The 15,425-nt window shown below is 52.6% G+C and carries 17 protein-coding genes and 2 pseudogenes; 6 read left to right on the top strand and 13 right to left on the bottom strand.

The features are described from left to right. Positions 1 to 563 precede the first annotated feature (563 nt). Positions 564 to 695 (top strand): annotated as a pseudogene (locus tag ACN2TU_RS23125) (NUDIX domain-containing protein); the annotation flags it as partial. 33 nt (positions 696 to 728) lie between these two features. Here ACN2TU_RS23125 and ACN2TU_RS23130 read toward each other — a convergent pair. From ACN2TU_RS23130 to ACN2TU_RS23145, 4 genes are all read right to left on the bottom strand, one after another. Beyond that, the gene (locus ACN2TU_RS23130; protein ID WP_435158806.1) at positions 729 to 1,124 is read right to left on the bottom strand and encodes a hypothetical protein; all 396 of its coding nucleotides are present in this window, start codon (positions 1,122 to 1,124) and stop codon (positions 729 to 731) included. A gap of 1,443 nt (positions 1,125 to 2,567) precedes the next feature. Next, on the bottom strand, positions 2,568 to 2,843 hold the full coding sequence (locus ACN2TU_RS23135) for a hypothetical protein (protein ID WP_227355891.1): 276 nt from the start codon (positions 2,841 to 2,843) through the stop codon (positions 2,568 to 2,570). Between the two features lie 236 nt (positions 2,844 to 3,079). After that, complete coding sequence (locus ACN2TU_RS23140; RefSeq protein WP_435158807.1) at positions 3,080 to 3,550, bottom strand: SprT-like domain-containing protein; 471 nt, start codon at positions 3,548 to 3,550, stop codon at positions 3,080 to 3,082. An 86-nt stretch (positions 3,551 to 3,636) separates the two neighbouring features. Further along, positions 3,637 to 4,182 carry a GNAT family N-acetyltransferase gene (locus tag ACN2TU_RS23145; RefSeq protein WP_435158808.1) on the bottom strand — a complete coding sequence of 182 codons (546 nt, stop codon included), beginning with the start codon at positions 4,180 to 4,182 and terminating at the stop codon, positions 3,637 to 3,639. 172 nt (positions 4,183 to 4,354) lie between these two features. Here ACN2TU_RS23145 and ACN2TU_RS23150 point away from each other — a divergent pair, with 172 nt between their 5' ends. Continuing rightward, positions 4,355 to 5,086 (top strand): helix-turn-helix domain-containing protein, encoded by a 732-nt coding sequence (locus ACN2TU_RS23150; RefSeq protein WP_435158809.1) that lies wholly within the window; start codon positions 4,355 to 4,357, stop codon positions 5,084 to 5,086. A gap of 137 nt (positions 5,087 to 5,223) precedes the next feature. Here ACN2TU_RS23150 and ACN2TU_RS23155 read toward each other — a convergent pair whose 3' ends face one another. Further along, positions 5,224 to 5,445, bottom strand: coding sequence for an SWIM zinc finger family protein (locus tag ACN2TU_RS23155; RefSeq protein ID WP_435158811.1), 222 nt, complete (start codon positions 5,443 to 5,445; stop codon positions 5,224 to 5,226). A 92-nt stretch (positions 5,446 to 5,537) separates the two neighbouring features. Between ACN2TU_RS23155 and ACN2TU_RS23160 the strand changes: the two genes are divergently transcribed. Both ACN2TU_RS23160 and ACN2TU_RS23165 read left to right on the top strand, forming a co-directional pair. Then, a complete protein-coding gene (locus ACN2TU_RS23160) occupies positions 5,538 to 5,918 on the top strand; it encodes a MarR family transcriptional regulator (RefSeq protein ID WP_435158812.1) in 381 nt (126 codons plus the stop codon). Beyond that, entirely contained in the window at positions 5,918 to 6,238 is a 321-nt protein-coding gene (locus ACN2TU_RS23165; protein ID WP_435158813.1) for a hypothetical protein, read from the top strand. Before ACN2TU_RS23160 ends, ACN2TU_RS23165 begins: the two co-directional genes overlap by 1 nt. Before the next feature lie 317 nt (positions 6,239 to 6,555). Here the strand turns inward: ACN2TU_RS23165 and ACN2TU_RS23170 are convergent, their stop codons facing one another. From ACN2TU_RS23170 to ACN2TU_RS23205, 8 genes and pseudogenes are all read right to left on the bottom strand, one after another. Beyond that, a complete protein-coding gene (locus ACN2TU_RS23170) occupies positions 6,556 to 6,984 on the bottom strand; it encodes an OsmC family protein (RefSeq protein ID WP_435158814.1) in 429 nt (142 codons plus the stop codon). A gap of 342 nt (positions 6,985 to 7,326) precedes the next feature. Further along, positions 7,327 to 8,046 (bottom strand): class I SAM-dependent methyltransferase, encoded by a 720-nt coding sequence (locus ACN2TU_RS23175; RefSeq protein ID WP_435158815.1) that lies wholly within the window; start codon positions 8,044 to 8,046, stop codon positions 7,327 to 7,329. Positions 8,047 to 8,074: 28 nt separating this feature from the next. After that, entirely contained in the window at positions 8,075 to 8,959 is an 885-nt protein-coding gene (locus ACN2TU_RS23180) for an aldo/keto reductase (RefSeq protein ID WP_435158816.1), read from the bottom strand. 230 nt (positions 8,960 to 9,189) lie between these two features. Then, positions 9,190 to 9,438 (bottom strand): hypothetical protein, encoded by a 249-nt coding sequence (locus tag ACN2TU_RS23185; protein WP_435158817.1) that lies wholly within the window; start codon positions 9,436 to 9,438, stop codon positions 9,190 to 9,192. Positions 9,439 to 9,473: 35 nt separating this feature from the next. Continuing rightward, a pseudogene (locus ACN2TU_RS23190) lies at positions 9,474 to 9,960 on the bottom strand (hypothetical protein). Positions 9,961 to 9,980: 20 nt separating this feature from the next. After that, complete coding sequence (locus tag ACN2TU_RS23195; protein WP_435158818.1) at positions 9,981 to 10,532, bottom strand: DUF7342 family protein; 552 nt, start codon at positions 10,530 to 10,532, stop codon at positions 9,981 to 9,983. 286 nt (positions 10,533 to 10,818) lie between these two features. Next, on the bottom strand, positions 10,819 to 11,928 hold the full coding sequence (locus tag ACN2TU_RS23200; protein WP_435158819.1) for a flavin-containing monooxygenase: 1,110 nt from the start codon (positions 11,926 to 11,928) through the stop codon (positions 10,819 to 10,821). 140 nt (positions 11,929 to 12,068) lie between these two features. Continuing rightward, complete coding sequence (locus ACN2TU_RS23205) at positions 12,069 to 12,884, bottom strand: helix-turn-helix transcriptional regulator (protein ID WP_435158820.1); 816 nt, start codon at positions 12,882 to 12,884, stop codon at positions 12,069 to 12,071. A 282-nt stretch (positions 12,885 to 13,166) separates the two neighbouring features. Here ACN2TU_RS23205 and ACN2TU_RS23210 point away from each other — a divergent pair, with 282 nt between their 5' ends. Both ACN2TU_RS23210 and ACN2TU_RS23215 read left to right on the top strand, forming a co-directional pair. After that, positions 13,167 to 13,490 (top strand): HalOD1 output domain-containing protein, encoded by a 324-nt coding sequence (locus ACN2TU_RS23210; protein WP_435158821.1) that lies wholly within the window; start codon positions 13,167 to 13,169, stop codon positions 13,488 to 13,490. 672 nt (positions 13,491 to 14,162) lie between these two features. After that, on the top strand, positions 14,163 to 15,356 hold the full coding sequence (locus ACN2TU_RS23215; protein WP_435158822.1) for a trans-sulfuration enzyme family protein: 1,194 nt from the start codon (positions 14,163 to 14,165) through the stop codon (positions 15,354 to 15,356). The last annotated feature ends 69 nt before the right edge of the window (positions 15,357 to 15,425 follow it).

The following is a 15,425-nucleotide window of genomic DNA, read 5'->3' on the forward strand; positions in this document are numbered from 1 at the left end:
CTTCTCCTCTGTATATTCTTGTTTCGTCAGGATTAATCCTGAATTCTAATTGTCGCCCGCCGATCTCTCTCATGATCAATATCGATAGACGCTTTACAAGTATTTGAACTTTATTGATAATTGTCATTATATCCAGAACATGTAAATAATACTGATTGAGATAGAATTTTATGAAGATAATGATCAGTGTCCGGTAGTGATGTCCCGATTAGCCGAAATCTCCAATTGAGAAACTTGACCATTTATTAAACGCGCTAGGGGTGTTGTAGATTCAATATAAACTCATTGCTAACCACTATTGAAGTGTTTTCATAACTGAATAGGTCAAGGAAGAATTCCTCCATTCCTTGAGGAGCTTCGAATTATAACACAAATCAGACTTGAGTACACAAACGATCCGTACGACGAACACCGCTGTGAGCGAATCCTGGATCTTGTGAGTAGTTGGTACGGCCAGTCAGTCAACCTTCCGTCTATCGAGGTGCGAGAGCGGTTTGCTGCCGAGGTTGGTCATGTCACACGAAACTAAGCGCTGATGCAGCCATCTTCAACGAAGCGGGGAGATTTTGCTCCAACTCAGTGCCGATGACGAAACGTGGTGTTTGCCAGGAGGTTATGTCGAACCCAATGAATCACCCGAAGAAACCGCTATTCGAGAGACACGTGAAGAGAATGGACTCAGCGTTGAACCGCTTGCTCTCGCTGGGATCTATATTCGTAATGAATATCTACTTCGCCTGAGCCTGCGCCTCGACTTCTGCCGCCTGCGCTTCGGCCCTCGCGTCGTCGACGTCACTCCGGAGCGACTCGATATGCTGCTCAACAGCCGACGGAATCGGCCGAGCATCAGTCTGTGCAAGCAGGTCCTCGACTGCCTCACGTCCGCGGTCGGTAAGAGAGAACACACGCGCGGGGATTCGGTCGCCCTGCTGCTCGTGAGCGACAACCTCGATCAGGCCCCACTCTTCGAGGATGTCGAGGTGATAATTCACGGAGTTGACGGTGTCAGTAAGCTCACGCTTCGGTGTCTCGGCCGGATAATTATCGTTAATTGCTAACAGGAGTTCGGCGCGGTTGCCGCGAAGTTCGTCGATCAAAACATCCGACGACTTGGGTTCGTCCATACTCTCACTATCACGACGACCGTCAAAATTATACCGGCAATTGCACATCAAATTCCTCCTCCCGACAATAATAGAGGGAGAATTACCCATGGGACGGAAGCGAAGTTACAATGAGATCAGTGAGACGCTGGGTCCTCCTGGCGACCTGGTCCCGATCTTGCAGTGGCGGTTGAGAAGAGAATGCAAGCCACCAGAATTTCCCATCAGAGAGTAGAAATAATAATCTGCGGGAAAGAATATCAAGCCAGTAACCAGCAAAAGGGCGCCCCAGAATGCCACACGAGAAAATTCAGCCAGAGTAGTGAGAATAGGGGCACCCCAATAGACGTAGAGTCGGAGGAAAGACAAGGCGGTCACGCTACACAAGAACGGGGAAGTGCGGACAGAGGGACAGTCCAGCCGAGGACACACGAGGAGAGGAACACGGGTAAGACCGTGAGACAGTCAGGCCGTGCCGGATCCAGAGGAACACGACTGAGCAACGAAAGGGGACAGTCCAACAGTGCGACGAGCAGAACCACGAAAAAGAGCGTACTGGCAGCAGGAATAATGAGACAGCACTGGCGGCAAGCCGCCGTGAGTAGCACCAAGCAGTGTACCGCACAGCAAGAAACCGTACAGCGAGGAGACTGCAACAGCACAACGACAGCAGAAGTGGAATGTCGACCAACACAAGCGAGTATGGCCGTGATATCCTTGAGCCAGTGATAGACGAGAAGAGTGGACAGTCTGCCTGCCAGAACATAATGAGAAAGCCGCGAAGCGACTATGTGGGGTGCCAGTATCCGCACTGGAGAGGGGTGCCGATGAGCGACACGCAGTCAACCAGTCTTGGTACACTGACTGGGGTGCCAGTAGCACGTACCCATGGAATCCTCGTGTGATGGCAAAGGTGGGGTGCCACATGGGCGCCATACTGGGGAGCCAATATGAGAGCGACCGTCTTCCATAGAACGCACAAGTGAGTAGCAGTAAAGCACTGCCAGACTGTCCACAGGAAGTCAGGGGAATCATCCCTGAAATGGCATAGGGCAGCACGTTGGACTGTCCACGACTAAGCAGCACAGTAGAGATGAGCCGGCTAGAGTCCGGTGGACTGTCCTCCGATTACCAGCAGGAGTGAGTCTGATCTAAAGACGGTGGGACTGTCGAGCGAGCGTTGTTTACAGCGGAACTCTGGTGTCACCAAGGGACTGTCAGGGCAGGGTTGACTGTCTATCCGATGAAAAGCAAAGGAAATCCGGTGTGTTTCAGCTGGGTAGGCACCCCGTCTGGTTTCTGCCGGCTGGCTGTCCTCCGTACGAACGCGGGTCGACTGTCCACTGCGTAAGAGGGGTTGTGAATGGTGAGGGCTATGGGTTGGTGGTAGACGTGGGCGGATGCGGTTATCGGGAGAATAGGATATGTGGGTCGTACACTTTCTTTATCTCATCTTATTCGTTCTCACGCAAGTACTCGTCGAGCAAGCCGATAGAGGACTGCGAGGACGATCGCCTCCGCGAGGAGGCCAATACCCGCGATCACATAGAAAAGCAGCCCACTCCCAATCCAACCGAAGTAGATGTTTCGGAGCGCAGATGCAAAGAGGACTGCAAGATACGTCAAGACTGTCCCGCCGCTGAAGACCCACGATAGGACGAGGAGACCGACAAAAATGACGGCGATATCTCTCACGAACGATTTACTGATTGGCCCTCGTGTTGTGGTGCGGACGGACATAATCAAGACTAGTACGTTCGCAAAGACGATAATAATTTCTACGACGCAACAGATCTAATTTAGAACGGACTCGCACCCAGTAAGTAGGAGAAACAGACGTTAGTATATAATACTAACACTAGCCATTCAAACTTAAACCTCAGAGATCGGCGCTCTACTCTGCAAACCAATGGTACTCCGCGAAAATCTTCCTCGTATCTACTCCTTATCGCGAGAACTACTTAAACGATAATCGGTCAGTGGCTGTTGACCTCTTCAACGCGAATTGCACCGCCGCACTGACTACAGCTGTACTGTTCCGGATTACGTACCGTCTTCGACCGACGATACCGAGCAATCCGACCGCCACAGTCCTCGCAGACAAGCCACCACGTGGGCGTGGTGAAGCGTTCGCAGTGCTGCGAGGTGTCAAGGCGGTCCGTCCAGCAGGTGAACGTTCGCCCATGATCCGCGTCGCCGAACTCGTGGTACTGCCAGGCGTGGATGAGTTCGTGCCGGACGGTTTCGCTGAATTGCTCCCAGCCGTGTTGTTCGTAGGCCGTCCAGGTCAGCACGATCGTAATTGCCTCTGTTGTCGGGTCGTATTTCGTGACGCCTGCCTGTCGTTGGGCTTGGTGCGAGACTTCCCAGTCGATCGTTTCGACCGGCAGATCCGGGAAGTGCTCGGTGGCGACGTCGGCCGCATGGCATTGCGTACAATTGAGCAAATCCTGCTCGGTATCTCGTGGGGACTCTGGTAATTGATACTGAGTGTTGAGAGAACCCGACGTAATCGAATTTCTGTAGTACTATTCTATGGGGGATTTTCTCGAAGATCGCGAACGTACATTTCTGGTGGATCAACATTCGAGGACGGCATTCCAACTTTACTAGGGTCAAGATCAAGAAGCCCACTAGATTCGAAATTTTTTGCAGCATAAAAGGCTCGTGCACCGTCGTTTTTCGGGTGGAACAGGACTTTCACGCGATCGATTGATTCGGGAAGAGCCTTCAATCCCCGTTCAAGTAATCGTGTTCCGATTCCTTCACCATAGTAGTCAGGGTGAAGATAAATATGCCGTAGATCGGCTTCGTTTGCGTCTAGATAGGATGAAGCTGTCGTATCCCATGTGAGGTAGAGATACCCGATGATCCCTGCAGCATCGTCGTCAGCTACGAGAACAACACCTTCGCTATCAGCGAGCCGCTCTTTCAATTCTTCGGAGTGATAGAATTCGTTGCTTGTCACGTGGGTCCGAACGGTGTCAGTGCCAAGATAGTCAGAGTACGTTGCAATCCATGATTCCTGTACAGTTGTTCGAATACCAGGAAAATCGTCTTCACGTGCGTTTCGAATCATCAACTACGATGAGTCACGAGAAGCGGTTAGCATTTGTGTCGTGATAGTGCAACAATTATCAATAGAAAATGATACTGGTTGATCTGTTTTCGCTATTGATTTGCTATATCGACAGATTCCAGCCCTGACAGAGCACAGTAATATTTTTACCATCTAACTCTTCTGGTTGCACATGCGCGAATTTCGATTCACGGTTGAGTTTGATAGTGGAGCAGATCCTGTCGCAGATGTATTTCTCAATCATCCAAGTTTACAGGCAAAATCAATCTCACTTTCCGTCTCTACACACGGGATGTGGCGTGTTGACCGCATTACAGGGGCTGATGACGGGATTACAGCACTCACATCAGCACTTGTCGACGATCAGTATTGCCCCGAATGCGTTGGTGAACACGAAAAGTGTGACGCACAATGGGAGTACGAAATAATCAGTCGAGATACTGGTGGTGTATTTCTATATTCGTTTTTAGATACAGTTTCGTACTGTCATTCAATTCCATTTCTTGCGGCGACAGGCATGGGCAACGGATCGTTCTTCGATACATATCGTCACCAGGGCATCTACAATTGGCGCATCTTACTTCGAGAGCACCAACGCGTTAGTGAGTTATTTGAGCAAGTCCAAGAGAACGTTCCATCAGGGGTGTCGATCACGCTCCAGCAATTGAAAGAGCCCACACAGTGGGGCAATGGGGCCAAGACGCTCGCGGATCTCCCCCGGAACCAACAACAGGCGATTGAGACTGCTCATCAATTGGGATATTATGCAACCCCGCGCTCTGTAACGCTTGAAGACATCGCGACTAAACTCGAAATTCCTCGATCAACTCTTCGCTATCGTCTTCGCAGTGCTGAGGAATGGGTTATGGATAGTTTTGTAGCCCAGCATCGCCTTTCGGAGTAGAAAACAACACCAGAATCATCTAGCGCTCGAGGATGGCACCTGTCAGTCGGTGCATCCGCGCTTTCCGTGAGCGTTCGCTGGTCGGTGATATCCGAGAACGTCAATTGGCGTGACATAAATGAAAAGAGTGAACGGGATTAGTTCGGCAGTTCTTTGCAACCCGTACGAACGCACGGCCAGCATGGGAAGTCACCGAGGCCCTCACAGTCGCAGTCTTCGGGTTCGGTATCGTCGTCCCTCGAGGGGAACGCATGGAGCGTCCCGTCGTCGGTTGTGTTTTCGACGGTGGCCATGTGTTTGCAGAAGGCATTGCGGTGGACGTGGTGCGGGCACGTGCAAGCCATCAGTTCCTCGGTCACGTCGTCGATGGAGACTGTGATTTATGCAATGTTTTCGTACCTGTGGTGTCCACTACAGCAGTCTTATTACGTTTGATTACATACTGTTACGTATGCCCGTCGACTTCGAGAGCTACCACCCAACAGAGTTACCGAATGAAAACACGAACGGACGGTACATCCTCGAGTTCCTTGCCGACAATCCAGACTTAGGATACCGTGCTGGTGAATTAGCCAAGGAACTCGATATCCCCCGTGGGAGTGTTGGAACCACACTGAGTCGACTTGAAACCAGGGGACTCGTCCGGCATAAGGGAGAGTACTGGGCAATCAACCCTGAAGCGTACGATGCTCACACCGCGAGCCTCATCGGATTAGAGACGGTTGCGATGCAGTTCGAGGGCGACTACTACGACGAGAATCCGAATTGGGACGAAGATCTTCCAGATCTTGACGAAGAGGAGCAAGAGAGCACGTCGACGGAGAACAAGTAATGTATGATCGCGGTGCCGTAGTCGTTGCTTCGGATCCATTTGGGAATACCCCACGGCGGCCCTATTTGATTATCAGCAGTCAGGACCATCCGTTTGTCAGGCAACAGTACATCGCGCTCGGTATCACCACCAAAGAGTATCCTGAAGGGCTCTCGCTGGCGAACACATTTGAGACGGGTACACTGAATCGAGAATCGTTTGTCTCCCCGTGGGCCGTCGTTTCGCTCATGGACATCGATATTGACCGTGCAGTTGCCCGACTTACCGAGGAGTTTGTGGACACCGCGGTCGAAACGATGACACAGTACGTTTTCGCGTAATATTCACGGTTCTTTGTTGAGTGTCACTCGTCGCCGGAGTGGGCATCATTTGTTAGTATGGGCTACTAACCAATGATTGCTCTAAACCTCGAAGCAAAACTAGAATTCGGTCAGTGGCCGTCACTCTCCTCGACGCGGGACGACCCACCGCACTCGCTACAGCTGTACTGCTCTGGGTTTCGAACCGTTTTTGAGCGTCGATACCGCGAAATCCGACCGCCGCAATCTTCGCACACCAGCCACCACTTGGGTGCAGTGAAGCGTTCGCAGTGTTGCGAGGTGTCAAGTCAGTCTGCAGAAAAAGCGATACGTCTTACTTAGCTCTCCAATGTCGCGTCTAATGTAATTTCCGGGCCGGCCAATGCCTTCGAAACCGGACAATTTTCCTTGGCGCGTTGGGTGAGGTCGTCAAAGGTGTTCTGTTCAATGTCGGGAATAGCAGCCTCCAGTGTCAGGTCGATACGCGGAATTTCGAACCCCCCACCATCGGCTTGTTCAAGATGGACATCCGCCGATGTGGAGAGGCGATCGGGTGTGTATCCCTCTTCTTCGAGGAACGCCGTTAGTTGCATCGAGAAACAGCCAGAATGGGCTGCTCCGATGAGTTCTTCGGGATTCGTCCCGGGTTCGTCTTCGAACCGGGTCGGAAACTTGAAAGTGCCTTCAATTTGTCCGCTTTCGGTCTCGAAGTCACCGCTCCCGTCCTTTCCGCCTTGCCAAATCGTTTCAGCGTGTCTTGTGGTCATCGTCGTGTTAGGGTATGGGTGGCACCCGTATGGAAATACCGGCCACGACCAGCTGCTAGTCTCGCAGCACTTTTCGCTCTGTCATTCCATCAGCGTCTGTTGACAAGCCATTACTGAGAGGAGGATGGTTAGTTCAGCAGTGCGTTGTGATCCGTTTTCATGCACACATGGCCAGCACGGGAAGCCGTCAAGGCCGTCACAGTCACACTCATCCGGCTCGGTATCGCCCTCCCATGTGTCATAAACAAATATCTCACAAGATCGACTATCGATGTTACGTCATGAAAATTTTCACATCGCACTTGGCTCGTCAGCGGCCGAAAGTATGGACTGCAGGCCGGTTCAAGCTGGTAATTGCAACGCTACACTATACATCTTTCCGGCCGATTCCTCACCGATGACAGTTGCGATGCATTCGACCTCCGTAGTCAAGCACTCACCCAGTTCGTTTGGTAGTCGTGAACTCATAGAGAGCGTCGCACTAGTGTGAGCCTCGATATGACTCGCTGTCCACGGAACCGGTTCCAGTAAAATTTGTTCTCGGTCGAATTCCCATCCGTATCCGATAAACAGTCGTCGAAGTATTGCTTCTGGGTAGAATGTCAGTGCCGGTCGACCTGTTGCCAACTCGGTTGCAGCGTTTTCCAGAGCAAAGAGTTCACGTACAGCAGCGTCATCAGGAGGTGGGGTGTAGTCGTCGATTATAAGATGACAACCGGGAGCTGCGACCCGTGTCAACTCTGTTGTAACGGATTCAAGTGATGCAGGCTCAAGCACGTTGAAGAGCCCATGAGCGGTAATGATTTCAACCGAGTCGGTTACGATCGGGAGGCTACAAAGGTCTGCTTCCAAAACGGCGGTACGTTCAGCTTCGTCGCGATTGATCCGCTCGTAGACAGCATTCGCGTGCTTAGAATTATTTGTGACAGTGTAGACACGACTGGCACCGGCTGCGAGCAGACCGGCCGTCATGTTACCGAACCCCGCCCCAGCTTCGAGGCAGACCGCCCCCGTAACCGGGCGGTCAGCGAGGGCAGTCGTAATGGTCTGAGGGACATTCATCGTTGGGAAAGTGATCAATTTAATTACATTAATGATGGAGCTGCTCGGGAACGGGACTCTGATCGTGGCGCACTTGCTCGATGAGTGACCGCTGGGCAGCTTCCTCCATACCGTCGTAGCGCTCAGCCGCGTCAAGTACCATAGCGATCAGCTTTGGATCGCCCGGATTGATAATACTCGTCAATCCCTGTGCGGCTGCGAAGTCGAATCGTTTTTTGATTTCAGCAGGCGTATCAACCGGCTCGTACCAGTTAGCGTACGGACGGTCATCCTCAGGGAGTTCGTCAGTCGAGGGCCACGGCCCCTTTGCGAAGGCTTTGATACCGAGCGTTCCGATGTCCGCATCGTTTGCACAGTCGAGCACCGCTTCGTAGTCATACTTGTCATCGTCCTTGCCTGCGACCACTGGGTTAATCGGAAACATCACCGTTTCGAGATCATCAATGCGATCGATGGCATTCAAGACCAGTTGCGGCTCCCCGTGACTCGTCAATCCAATGTGGTCAATGAGTCCCTCGTCCTTGGCTTCCTGAAACGCTTCGAGTGCGCCTCCCTCAGCTGTTATTGTTTCCAATTCATCTTCGTATTCGAGACCGTGAATTTGATAGAGGTCGATGTGCTCGACGCCAAGTCGGTTAAGCGACTGTTCGAGTTTGCGTTTCGCTCCTTCATATCCTCGTTCCTGTGTCTTACAGCCGAGGAATATCTCCTCTCGATGCTGACGGAGTTTTGGTCCCAATTTGAGTTCTGCATCCCCGTAGGTCGGCGCAACATCGAAGTGGTTGACGCCGTGGTCGAGCATGAGTTCGATCATCTGGTTCGCGCCGTCCTGTTCGAGCCAGTTGAGCGCGATGGCACCGAACGTCATGAGAGAGCTGTCATGGCCCGTCTTGCCAAGAGAACGCGTCTGCATAGTAAACGGTGACTGCCAGCCCATAAAAGCGTATGTCTCAAAGTTTGCTCACTAGGTCTGAACAAGCTTTTAGTCAAATATTTCGATCGGAAAATCTAGAGAACGCTTAGCAGCGATGTCCACATGTGCTTGCGCTCGGGTGAGCAGGATCGCCGGTGTCTCGGGTATATTGTCGATCGCTACATTGGCACACTCTGTAAGCATTCGCTGGTCGGTGCTGGCCGAGAACGTCAATTGGTGAAACATGGATAAAAAGAGCTGAAGCGGTGGTTAGTTCGGCAGTTCCTTCCGTCCTGTCTCACGCACGGCCAGCACGGGAAGTCACCGAGGCCATCACAGTCACAGTTTTCGGGTTCGGTATTGTCTTCGTCGTCCGAAGGGAACGCCGTCAGGGTGCCGTCGTCTGTTGCGTTCTCGACGGCGGCCATGTGTTTGCAGAACGCATCATGGTGGACGTGGTGCGGGCACGTACAGGTCATCAGTTACGTCCTCGACGCGAAATGAACCGAGTAGCTCACGTTGGCCAGTCAGGGAGCGATGGTTGGCCATCATGCCAATGGATCGATCCTAATGCAGTCGGAAGTTGCTGGAGTCGGTTGTCAAGAACAGTGAGAGTGTGCATCAAGAAACGTAGCCTCATGCCGATCAACCGCTGTCTCTTCGAAATTGAGTTGAATATAGCATGGGCCCAAATCAGGATGATCTGCATCCTGATGGAATCCAACCATGAGGTTACGTGTTGGTTCTATCCAGTTGATTCGATAATACTCATGGTCAACCCCGGCTGGATACCAAAAGCGAAGTTCCAGCCGTGCGTTCTCAACTTCATAGGATTCACCAAGGAACACTGCTGTATCAATATCTGCGATTACGTACCGAGGACGACGATCAGATGGCCGGTATCGGATGTCTTCGCAGCCAGCTTGTTTTGAAAGGCGGTTATGAGTTTCCCTGAGGAGTGTACGTTGGGTATACCGATCACGATTAGCGAGGAAGATCATTGATGATACAGGGAAAGAAATTAGCTTGTTGCTCGATCAACTGCGTCAGTCATCTGCTCACGAGCTATTTCAACATCCGAATAGAGCTCCAGTGCGTGCTTGATAAGTTGGCGGTCTTGTTCGTTTTCGCGCCAGAATCCGATCACATCACGCCGTTCGCGGAGCTCGGCACTCGATAGGTTGCCATCCGCGAGTGACTGTTCGAGTTCCTCCCACGTCTCAACAGCATACGTTGCCTGCCACGCCTCGATTTCCTCGGTGATCGCTATTAGTTCGCTACGGAGTTCCTCGCGAGCGTTCTCTTCGATAAGGGTGCGGATATCGTCGAAGAGTAGCCGAGTATAGTCCGGCTGATAAAGCGTGGTGTCACCAACCTTGACGCGCTGCAAGCGATCCTGGTCAACAAGGTTCTGTAGCTCTTGGTTCGTCGTGCTCCAAGCTGCATCGGCTTGCTCGCTTATCCAATTGATCGAACGAGGCTCACGAAGCGTTTTAACCACTGAGCGGATGCGTTCGCGTGCACTCATCGTCTCGGTCCATGACGTGACACCGTCCTGTGGTGGGGTAGCCATCCTCTTCACCTCGCTACAGTGTTTGGAGCGCAGTCTCATATATGTTTGTATGCTCTTGAATAATCGAGAATGACTGAGTGTCGTTGTACAAGCGTAGTAATTAGAGTGGCTATAGAGGGTAGCGGTGATAGTCGAGAGAATCAAGAATTACTGAAAGCCACTGTTCAAGTGGGCTATCAAACCTCACCGAGAGCGTTCGCTGGTTGGTGATAGTCGAGAACGCCACTTGGCGAGACATGGATAAAAAGAGCTGAAGCGGTGGTCAGTTCGGCCGCTTGCAAACAGTCTAAGCCGATAGTCGACCAGTGCTAGAGGGGTGTGGCCGCGACATTAGATGGTCTACAACATACTCTGCGTCCCGGCCGACACCAGTGAATAGCGACGACGTCAGCGCGTAGAGGAAGAATAGACCGACGAAGTAGAGCCCAGGAGCATCAGATACGACACCGCGTTCGTGGATGGGTTCCTTGGGATTCACTTGGCCATCAAAGATGGGGAGATCGATCCACGAGAAATCGGGCTGAAACCCCGTACACCAGATGACGTTTGTAACGTCGAGAATCTGGCCATCACCGACCACAGGGTAGCCGTCGCGGACATCTGTCATCCGGGGCACCCGCTCGACGCTCGCAGCGGCCAAATCCTGTGGCTTGGTGCGAACCAACGGACCGCCCTGGGAGAGTAGCTTTGGTCGCATACGGCGGCCGACGGGCGTGTCAGTGGTAAGCACTCGATGGTAGAGTACACGCATCACGAGCGGAACCCCAATATATCGGCCGAATTTTGAGTTAACGTGGAACGGAACGTGGCCGACGTCCCGACCTGATAACCACGTCTCGTGTTCGTCGGCGAGGTCAAGGCTGATCTCGGCACCGGAGTTCCCCGCGCCGACGACGAGCACATTGCCGTCCTGCAGTTGGTCGGGGTTTCGATAGCCACTCGAGTGCAGCTGGACGACGTCGTCGGCTAGCTCGTCCGCGAAGTCAGGGATTGTCGGAACCTGGTAGCTCGCCATTGCCACCACAACGTTGTCGGCTGAATACTGCCTGTCGCCTGCAGTGATTAGGTAGCTCGAGCCATTGCGCTTGAGGCCATCGACGCGAACGCCGAGTTCGACGGGCAGGTCGAAGTGTTCGGCGTAGCTCTCGAGGTAGTCAGCCACCGCGTCCTTGCCAGGAAATTCGGATGGCGATCCCGGGAAGGCCTTTCCCGGCAGGCTGGTGAAACGGGCTGGCGTGAACACCCGGAGTGAGTCCCAGCGTGTTCGCCACGGATCTCCAACACGGTCGCCCGCGTCGAGAATGACGAAGTCCTGGTCGCATGACTGCAGGTAGTACCCGGTTGCGAGTCCGGCCTGACCGCCGCCGATAACGACGGTCTCGTAACGTTCGGTCATGTCCTGGTTCCTCGGTGAGTGTTGGCGGCGAACGGTCGTCATGATGCCGTGTGCAGGATTTCAGGGGGTGAAATCCCAAGTTGGGTCGACACGCGGTCATGTCAGCGAATGATGGCTGACATCGGCGGTCGTCACTGGTATTATTCTGGTGACATAGACGACTCGAAGGCGCTTGGGTCGACCGGCGTCGCCTCCTTGCGAACCTGCTCGAAGACCGAGATTGCCCACTCGCGGGCCTCTGACGCATCGGTATCGATAACCGCCACCAGTGCTCCAGTCTCAACGTCGTGACAGCAAATGCCTGCCCGGTCGTCCACGATACCGAGGCCGCATCGGTCGCCGTCAGGGAGTTGGTCGTGGACGAGGACAGTCGCGTTCTCGCAGGCGACGACCTCCAACATCCGGTCGGGGTTCCAAGTAAATGTCCCTTCCAGAGCTTCTGGTGTGAACACATACTCAAATTGCATTCCCTTGAGAATCTCCCGGCAGGCTGTCTCGAGGTTGCTCGACTTGTAGACGATACTGTCGAACCCGCGCATTGACGAGGTCGACGCAATGAGCTGCCCGAGTCGCTCAACGGGCTCGTACGGGTATCCCGGGCCGGGGAACGAGACCACCGCATCGGCAAATAGGTCGACGCTGAACCCCGGCATCTCGTGTGGAAGCCACGGCCAGACATCACGGAGCTTCTGTTCGATCTCCATCGCGTCTCGGAGGGCCAAGAACCGGTCGCCGACATATTCCCCAAGGGGAGTAAGCGCGTACGTCGGGCCATCTCGGACGAGCCACTGGCGGTTCTCGAAGTCGGCGAGCACCCGACCGACCGTCGGAGAGGAGGCTCCAGTGATCTCGCACAGGTCCCGACGGTCGGTCGATCCATCCATCAATGCTTCGAGGACTCCGACACGGTGAGGCGACCGGGCCAGGAACTCGATGCTGTCGATACCGGAGGTCATACATAGTATAGGTGCTCGGACAGCTTAGCCCTTTTACGTGAACTACCCCACCCTACGCGCTTCGCGCGTTGCGGACGGGCTTCCTGTTTCAATGATGTGCTGTTCGTCGTTAGAGAAATTCGCCCGAAAACAAGTTAGTACACTTTTTGCGAAGATCGTGAAATCTACACTCCCCATCAGCGTTCGCTGGTCGGTGCTATCCGAGACCGTCACTTGGCGTGTCATGGATAAAAAGGGCTGAAGCGGTTGATACAAGTCATCCAGTTTGCTAGTCTTGATTTGATGGCGCCCCAACAACTGTCTCTTCACTGTTCCTGTACCCCGACATACAAAACGTGGGCAAAGCCAGAAGGCGAAATACCCCCTTCTGCAGCGATCATTGACGGACTCGCTGAAGTCGAAGACGTCGACCCATTAGAACTCGATCCGCTGCTTGAGGAGATTGACCTTGATGCCCTTGACCAATTATTCGATCACTCAGATGGATCCCAATCAGCACTCCTTAGTTACTCACTTGATCACTGGAACGTGTTCGTCCGGCAGGATGGACACATTCTCATCTGTGACTCTGACCGGCAAACAGATCCTTCGCCGATATTCGACTGAATTAGCACGGAGAGACTCACGCTGATTCATTTAGGGCGTAGGTAGAGTGGCGTCGAGAGTGGCACCTACCGTACTAGGGACAAAAAGACTGAAAATTGGATTAGTTCGGTAGTTCTTGGTCAAACAAATAGTACGAGCGTCAACGCCATTGGAATGAGCAGGGGTGGCGTCTCGAAGTATTCGTGCGATGACGCTGACGATGGTGGCTGTCAGACCGAAACCGCGCATACGGTACGGAAAAGAGGACGTGGTGTCATATGAGAGATGTGAACAATAGTTGGGGCGACTGTCTTGACAATGACTAAAGACAGTGGCGGCCTGCGTTCCTACCTCCTCCTCGCTGTCTTCCTTGGATTAGATGAAAATCTAGCATAACGAGTGGCAACAAGAGGGGACCTGTTGGTTTGAAGTCCCTTACCTCATAGTCCAGTAGCTCCCACATATAGCAGCGCTTTTGTAGGGGAACAAACGGCCATCATCGAGCGTCTCAATGTCCCAACATACAGACTCAACTAAATCTGCTTGTTGAATAGAGAGCGCATTTTTCCTCTTAGGTTTATTCGTGAGTGGTCCGGTTGAAAGCCAAGTAAATCTGGAAATCTAGCAGACAGCTAACCAGACACGCTAGAATTCCTGAGAATGTTTAACAACCCTCGGAACGCCTCTTTCACTATGACAGGAGATAATGACTCAGAGTCAGATGATGTTTCCTTCTCGACAAAAGCGATACACGGAGATACATCAGAAACACAAAATAGTGAGAGATTCGGGGATCTCGTCCCACCACTGCATCACACATCGACGTTCGTCCGTGACGAGATCGAACAGCCGAGAGACGAGTACGTTTATTCTCGCAATAAAAATCCAACATGTAACGAGCTAGCCCAACGAATCGCGACTCTCGAGAATGCCAACTATGGACTGACAGTATCATCCGGGATGGCAGCGATCGCAACTGTTGGATGGGCGCTGCTCCGACCGGGAGATCACGTCGTAACCCTGGATTCGCTCTATGGCGGCACGCGGAATTTGTTTGCAGATATCTTTGCTGAATTCGAAATTGACATTGACTATGTAGACCCGACTGACACGGAATCTATCCTCGACGCAGTTCGAGAGGAGACTGCCTTACTCTGGTTAGAAACTCCCACAAATCCGCTGATGAAACTGTGTGATCTTAGTTCCATCGCGAAGTCGACCGCAACCTCCGAGACCGTGATCGCGGTCGATAATACGTTTATGAGCCCGTACTTTCAACGACCAATGTCATTCGGTGTTGATGTCGTGGTTCATAGTACCACGAAGTATCTGAACGGGCACAGTGACGTCACTGGAGGTGCAATCGTGACCGATGATCCAGACCTCCATAATCGATTTCACCACGTCCAAAAATATGGAACCGGCGCAAACCAGTCTCCCTCTGATTCCTATGACATTCTCCGTGGTCTGAAGACACTTCCCCAGCGAATGAAAGAACACGAACGGAACGCACAGGAATTAGCCGAATTCCTCACCGATCATAAAACCGTCTCGGATGTACACTATCCCGGTCTGCAATCCCATCCACAACACGAATTGGCAAAGTCACAGATGTCGGGGTATGGTGGGATGCTCTCGTTTGAACTCAATGGAGATCGGGATGATGTGAAATACGTCCTTGAGGGACTCGACCACTTTGCACTCACCGCTAGCCTCGGTGGTGTCGAATCACTCATTGCACATGCGGGTACGATGACCCATGCTGAAGTAAGTAAACGAGTTCGAACCGAAATGGGGATTTCAGATACTTTAATCCGAATTTCTACAGGAATCGAAGATTCACAAGACCTCCTCACCGACCTCAAAACACAGCTCGACTCCCTCTGAACCGAGAGTGTAGTATTCGAATGAGTGCGGAACATAATCCACCCAGCACCGATGGACTCCGATTTCGGT

Source organism: Haladaptatus marinus (assembly GCF_051194195.1).